The organism is Streptomyces iranensis (assembly GCF_017874715.1).
GTDB classification, from domain to species: Bacteria; Actinomycetota; Actinomycetes; order Streptomycetales; family Streptomycetaceae; genus Streptomyces; species Streptomyces iranensis.
In genome coordinates, this window is the sequence record NZ_JAGGLR010000064.1 from 1 (window position 1) to 7,534 (window position 7,534).

The 7,534-nt window shown below is 71.5% G+C and carries 1 protein-coding gene; it reads left to right on the forward strand.

From position 1 onward, the window contains the following. The coding region (locus J2Z30_RS49105; RefSeq protein WP_209469201.1) for a non-ribosomal peptide synthetase at window positions 1-7,534 on the forward strand (7,534 nt) is incomplete at both ends.

Below are 7,534 nucleotides of genomic sequence, written 5' to 3' on the forward strand. Positions count from 1 at the left end.
ATAGAAAACACCCTCACCACCCACCCCCACATCACCCACGCCGCAGCCACCCTCCACCACGACCACCACAACAACAAACACCTCATCGCCTACACGACCACCAGCCCGGATCATCGCGATACGCCGCCGGAGGAGCTGCGGTCGTATCTGGCGGAGCGGCTACCGGCCCATATGGTGCCCTCCGCGGTCGTCGTCCTCGACGCGCTGCCCCTCACCCCGAGCGGCAAGCTCGACCGCGCGGCGCTGCCCGCGCCCGCCCGGGGCGCCGAAGGGGCCGGCGGACGCCCGGCATCGACACCGCGCGAAGCGGTCCTCTGCCGTCTGTTCGCCGAGGTGCTGGGGGTGCCGGAGCCGGGCGTGGAGGAGGGGTTCTTCGCACTGGGCGGCGACAGCATCCTGTCCATGCAGCTGGTGAGCCGCGCCCGCAGGGAGGGGCTGGCGCTCACCCCCCGCCAGGTCTTCCAGCACCAGAGCCCCGCCGCCCTGGCGCGCCTCGCCTCGCCACCCGGCGCCCCGGCCACTACGGACGCCCCCGCCACCTCGGGCGGTCCGGCCTCCGCCGCGCCCCCGCTGCTCTCCCTCACCACCGAGGACGTGGCCACGGTCGAGCAGAGGTTTCCCGGTGCCGTCGACACGTTGCCACTGACCGCGTTGCAGGAGGGGCTGCTCTTCCACGCCGTGTTCGACGAGGCGGCCCCGGACGTCTATGTGGTGCAGTTCGCCTTCGACCTCGAGGGCGACGTCGACAGCGTCCGCTTCCGGCAGGCGGTGGACGCTCTGCTGCTCCGCCATCCCCAGCTGCGGGCCGGGTTCCTCCACCACGGCCTGTCCAGGCCGGTCCAGGTCGTGCCCCGCCATACGCCGACACCGTGGCAGGAGCTCGACCTCAGCGGTTTCTCCCCCGCCGAGCAGGACGGGGAGTACGAGCGCTGGCTGGCGGAGGACCGCGCCACGCGGTTCGACCTCACCCAGCCGCCACTGATGCGGTTCACTCTGTTCCGCCTCGGCGGTGGGCGCAGCCGTCTGGTCATGACTCACCATCACATCCTGCTGGACGGCTGGTCGACGCCGGTCCTCGTACAGGAGTTGTTCTTCCTGTACGGGGAGGCCGGGGACGACCGTCTGCTGCCCCGCCCGGCGGCCTACCGCGACTACCTCGCCTGGCTCACCGCGCAGGACGCCACCGCCGCCCGCGAGGCCTGGCGCGAGGCGCTGGCCGGGGTGGCGGAGCCGACGTTGCTGGCTCCGGAGGCGTACGGGCGTACGGCGGTGGTCCCCCGGGAATTCTGCCTGGATGTGCCCGTCGAGCTGACGGCACGGCTGACCCGGCGCGCCCGCTCCTCGGGGCTGACGCTGAACACACTCGTGCAGGTGGCGTGGGGGCTGCTGCTGGGGCGGCTGACCGGCCGCGACGATGTGGTGTTCGGGGCCACGGCCGCGGTGCGGCCACCGGAAGTGCCCGGTGTCGAGTCGCTGGTCGGCCTGTGCATCAACACATTGCCGGTACGGGTGCGACTCGCCCCGTATCAAGGGCTGTTGGAGTTGCTGGAGGAGGTGCAGTCGCGTCAGGCGGCGCTGGCGGAACACCAGCATCTGGGGCTGACCGAGGTGCAGTCGCTCGCGGGGGTCGGCGAGCTCTTCGACACGGTGCTGGTCTTCGAGAACTATCCGGTGCGGCCCGAGCGGGTCGGCGCGCCGGAGGACGGGCTGCGAGTGGTGGGCAGCACCGGCCAGGACGCCACCCACTATGCGCTGGCCCTGGTCGTGATCCCGGGCGAGTCCCTGCGGCTCCAGCTGGGCTACCGTCCCGACGCCTTCGGCCACTCGGCCGTACGGGAACTCGCGCGGCGTCTGGTGCGGGTGCTGGAGAGCGTGGCGGACGCCCCGGAGCGGACGGTGGCGCAGCTCGACGTGCTGGCCCCGACCGAGCGGGAGCGCCTGCTGCGGCAGTGGGGCAACGCCTCGCACGACGTGACCGGAGCCGATGACACGGTGCTGCTGCCGGAGGTGTTCGAGCGCCAGGCGGAGCGCACCCCAGCCTCCGTGGCCGTGGTTTTCCAGGAACAGCGGCTCAGCTACCGGGAGTTGAACGAGCGGGCGAACCGGCTGGCCCGGGTGCTCGTCGCGGCGGGTGCGGGGCCCGAGGCCCGGGTCGCCCTCTCCCTGCCCCGTGGCCCGGACCTGCTCATCACCGCGCTGGCCGTCCTCAAGGCGGGTGCCGCCTTCGTATCCGTCGACCCGGACTACCCGGCGCGGCGCGTGGCGTTCATGCTCACCGACAGCCGCCCGACCCTCCTGGTGACGACCGGCGCGATCGCCGAGGCCCTGCTCGCGGAGGCGGCCACGGTGCCACGGCTGCTGCTGGACGCGGAGGACACGGCGGACCGGCTGGCGGAAGCGGGGGCGGGGGCGGGGGCGGGCAACCTGACGGACGCGGACCGCGGGTGTCCGCTGCTGCCGGACCACCCCGCGTACCTCTTCTACACCTCGGGCTCCAGTGGCAGGCCCAAGGGTGTGGTGGTGCCCCGGAACGGTCTGGGCCGGTTCCTGCGGGCCATGGCCCGGCGCACACCGCTCACCGGGTCGGACGCGGTGCTGGCAGCCTCCACGCCGTCGTTCGACGTGGTGGTGGTGGAGTGGTTCATGCCACTCGTGGCGGGGAGCCGTATCGTCCTCGCCTCGGCGGGCCAGACGCGCGATCCGGCCGCTCTGCTGAGGCTGGTGAGCCGCCACAGGGTGTCGATGGCGCAGGCCACGCCCACGCTGTGGCAGGCGGTGCTCGGTGAGGTGGACGACGACGGCGACCATGCGGGGGCGCTGTCGGGGGTGCGGATCCTCAGCGGTGGTGAGGTGCTGCCCGCCCCGCTCGCGCGTCGGCTGCTCGGGCTCGGCGCCGAGGTGGTGAATCTGTACGGGCCCACCGAGACCACGGTCTGGTGCAGCACGGCCGCCGTACGCGCCGATGACGACGGCGCGCCGCGGATCGGGACGCCGCTGGACACCACGCGCGCGTACGTCCTGGACCGGCACCTGGGCCTGCTGCCGCCGGGCGTGGTGGGAGAACTGCACATCGCGGGAACGAGTGTGGCCCGCGGGTATTTCGACCGCCCCGGCCCGACCGCCGAGCGGTTCGTGGCCGATCCGTACGGCCCCCCGGGGTCACGGATGTATCGCACCGGCGACCTGGTGCGCTGGGACGAGGACGGTCGGCTGGAGTACCTCAGCCGAGCCGACCGCCAGGTCAAGCTGCGGGGATTCCGGATCGAGCCGGGAGAGGTCGAGGCGGTGCTGGCCTCGCATCCGCACGTGGCGCGGGCCGCCGTGATGGTCCGCGAGGACCGGCCGGGTGACCCTCGGCTCGTCGGCTACTCCGTCGCCCGGCCGGGCCATGAACCGGCCGCGGCCCAGCTGCGCTCCTGGCTTCGTGAGCGGCTGCCGGAGCACATGGTGCCATCGGCGGTGGTTCCTCTGGACGCGTTGCCGCTGACGGCGAACGGAAAGCTGGACCGCAAGGCGCTGCCCGCGCCCGGCCCCGTCGGCGCCCCGGGCACCGGCCGGCCACCGGCCTCCCCCTGGGAGGAGCTGCTGTGCGCGCTGTACGCCGAGGTGCTGGGCGTGCCCGAGGTGGGCGTGGCGGACAGCTTCTTCGAGCTGGGCGGGCATTCGCTGCTCGCGATGCGGCTGATGGGGCAGGTCCGTACCCGCACCGGCGTCGATCTGGGCATCCGTGCGGTGTTCCAGGCGCCGACGGTGGAGCGGTTGGCGACGGTGATCCAGGGCGCGGAACGGGACGTGGCTCGCCCGCCGCTGGGGCCGATGCCGCGTACGGGCCGCCTGCCGCTGTCGTACGCCCAGCAACGGCTCTGGTTCCTCGAGGAGTTGGAGGGCGATCGGGCGGCGACCTACAACATCGTGGTCGGCCTGTGGCTCCGCGGCCCGCTGGACCGGGAGGCGCTGATGGCCGCGGCGGGGGACGTCGTGGCCCGGCATGAGGTGCTGCGCACCGTCTATCCGCACGGGGACGACGGCCGGCCGTGGCAGCGGGTCCTGGGCCCGGACGCGGCACGGTCCGCGCTGCACGCCGTGGTGCGGGGCATGGGGCCGGTGGCCGACGGAACGGACTCGGTCGGGGACGCGGCCGGGGACGCGACCGGGGACGCGGCCAGGGACTCGGCCAGGGACTCGGCCAGGGACGCGACCGGGGACTCGGCCAGGGACTCGGCCGGGGATGCTTCGGACGACATACTCGCGGCGGCGCTGGCGGAGGAGGCCGGGCGTGGCTTCCACCTGGCCACCGAACTGCCCCTGCGCATAAGCCTGTTCCCGCAGGGCGACGACGAGCATGTGCTGCTCGTGGTGGTCCACCACATCGCGGCCGACGGCTGGTCGCTGGAGCCGCTCTTCACCGACCTCGCCACCGCCTATCGGGCCCGGACGGCCGGTTCGGAACCGCGCTGGAGCGACGATCTGCCGTTGCAGTACGCGGACTTCGGGCTCTGGCAGCGCCAGGTGCTGGGTGCGGAGGACCGGGACGACAGTGTGCTCTCCCGGCAGCTCGCGTTCTGGAGGGAGACGCTCGCGGAGTTGCCCGAGGAACTCCCGCTGCCGACGGACCGGCCGCGGCCGCCGGTGGCCGGACACCAGGGCTCGACCGTGGACATCGCCGTTCCGGCTCCGCTGCACCGGCGGCTGGCCCGGCTGGCCCGCTCCCGGGACGCCAGTGTGTTCATGGTGGTCCAGGCCGCCCTCGCGGCCTTGCTGACACGACTCGGCGCCGGGACGGACATCCCCCTGGGCACGGCGTTCGCCGGCCGCGACGAGGTGGCCGTGCACGACCTGGTCGGCCCCTTCGTCAACACTCTGGTGCTGCGCACCGACACCAGCGGGGACCCGGACTTCCTGACCCTCCTGGAGCGGGTGCGGGAGACGGACGGAGCCGCGTACGCGCATCAGGAGGTGCCGTTCGAACGGGTGGTGGAGGCGGTCAACCCGGTCCGGTCCCTGGCCCGGCACCCGCTGTTCCAGGTGATGCTCACCTTCCAGAACCTCCTGGCGACCGAGCTGTCCCTGCCGGGAGTGGCCGCCGAGCCACTGGAGGTGGCCACCGACACGGCCAAGTTCGACCTGGCCTTCGCGCTCGCGGAGACGCACACCGCCGACGGCGGGGAGCCGAACGGCATCCGGGGCAGCCTCGAGTACGCCACCGACCTCTTCGAGCACCACACGGCGCGGGCGATCGTCGACCGCCTCCTGCGTGTGCTGGACAGCGTCACGGACCGTCCCGACCAGGCCCTGAGCCGGATCGACCTCCTCGGACACGACGAGCGGGGGCGGCTGCTGGGCTGGGGTACGGGTGCCTCGGTGGCCGCGGCCGGGACGGGACGGGTGCTGCCGGAGCTGTTCGAGGAACAGGCGGCACTCACTCCGCAGGCCACCGCGGTGGTATTCGAGGACGACAGGGTGTCCTACACGGACCTCAACGCGCGCGCCAACCAGCTGGCCCGGCTACTCATCGACAACGGCGCCGGACCGGAAACACGTATCGCCCTCGCTCTGCCACGCTCCCCTGAGCTGATCACCGCCGTGCTCGCCGTCACCAAAGCCGGAGCCGCCTACGTACCCCTCGACCCCGGCTACCCACCGGACCGCATCACCTTCATGCTCCACGACAGCGAACCCACCCTCCTCCTCACCACCAGCACACTCGCCAACACCCTCCCCACCAGCACCGCCACCCTGCCCTGGCTCCTCCTCGACACCGAAGACACCCACGCCCGTATGGAAGGCCATGACACGGGGGACGTGTCCGACGACGAGCGTCGTGCCTCAGTGCATCCCGCGCATCCGGCGTACGTCATCTACACCTCGGGTTCAACGGGTACGCCCAAGGGGGTGGTCGTCTCCCACGCCAATGTGGTGGACCTGGCGGCCTGGGCGCGGGACGACCTCGGCGCGGACCGGTTGGCGCATGTGAGGGCGACGACGTCCTTCACCTTCGACGTCTCCGTCTTCGAACTGCTCGTACCACTCACGCTTGGCGGCACGGTGGAGCTCGTCCCCGATCTGCTGTCCGCGGCCGCCGATCCCGGGCTGCTCAGGGCCGGTGGTCTGCTGAGTGCCGTTCCCTCCGTCCTGGCGAGCCTGCTCTCCGCCCAGCAGCAGGCTGAAGACTCGTCTCTCGACACGATCGTCCTGGCGGGCGAAGCACTCTCCCCCCAACTGCTGGCCACCGCGCAGTCCCGGTTCCCCGAAGCGCGCATCGCCAATGCCTACGGCCCCACCGAGGCGACGGTCTACGCCGCTGTGTGGCACTCCGACGGGGCAGCGCACACCTCGGTGCCCATCGGCTCCCCGGTGCCGAACTCCCGAGTGTTTGTGCTGGATGCGGGGTTGGGGTTGGTTCCGGTGGGCGTGGTCGGCGAGTTGTACGTAGCCGGGTGCGGAGTAGCACGGGGGTACTGGGCACGACCGGGACTGACCGCGGAACGGTTCGTGGCCTGCCCATACGGTACGACGGACGGGCAACGCATGTACCGCACCGGAGACCTGGTCCGATGGACACCCGCTGGACAACTGGAATTCCGCGGACGAGCCGATCAACAAGTCAAAGTCCGCGGATTCCGCATCGAGCCAGGAGAAATCCAGGCCGCGCTCACCACACATCCCGGTATCGGGCAAGCCGTAGTGACCGTCCGCGAAGACCGCCCCGGCGACCGCCGCCTCGTCGCCTACCTCACCCCCGCACAGGCCGACACCGAACCCCCGCCTACAGCGGAGATCCGAACCCAGCTGGCCGACCGGCTCCCCCACTACATGATCCCCGCCCACTACATCCCACTCAAACACCTGCCACTGACCGCCAACGGCAAACTCGACCACTCCGCCCTACCCGTCCCCACCTCGGAAGGCACCAGCGAACGAGCCCCCACCGACGGGCACGAACGCACACTGTGTGAGCTATTCGCCGACATCCTCGGCCTTCCTCAAACGGGCCCCGAGGACGGCTTCTTCGCGCTGGGCGGCGACAGCATCCTGTCCATCCAACTCGTCAGCCGCGCCCGCCAAGAAGGACTACTCCTCACCCCACGCCAAATCTTCCAACACCAAACCCCAGCCGCCCTGGCCACCGCAGCAACCCACATCCCCACCACCACACCAGCCCACCACGAAACCGGCACCGGCACCCTGCCTGCGACTCCGATCATGCGAGAGCTGTTCGAACGAGGCGGACCCTTCACGACCTACCACCAATCGGTCCTGCTGACCGTTCCCGCCGACCTCGACCAGCAGCGCCTCGCCACCGCACTGCAAACCCTGATCGACCACCACGACATCCTCCGCCTCACCCTCAACAATGCGGAAGGCGAAGGCGAACTGCGGATACCACCACCAGGCAGCATCGACGCCACCAGCCTCCTCCACCAAGCCGACCTCACCGACCACCCCGACATCCCCACCGCCATCACCGAACACCAGACCACCGCCCAAACCCGCCTCAACCCCGAACACGGCATCATGCTCCAAGCCATCCACC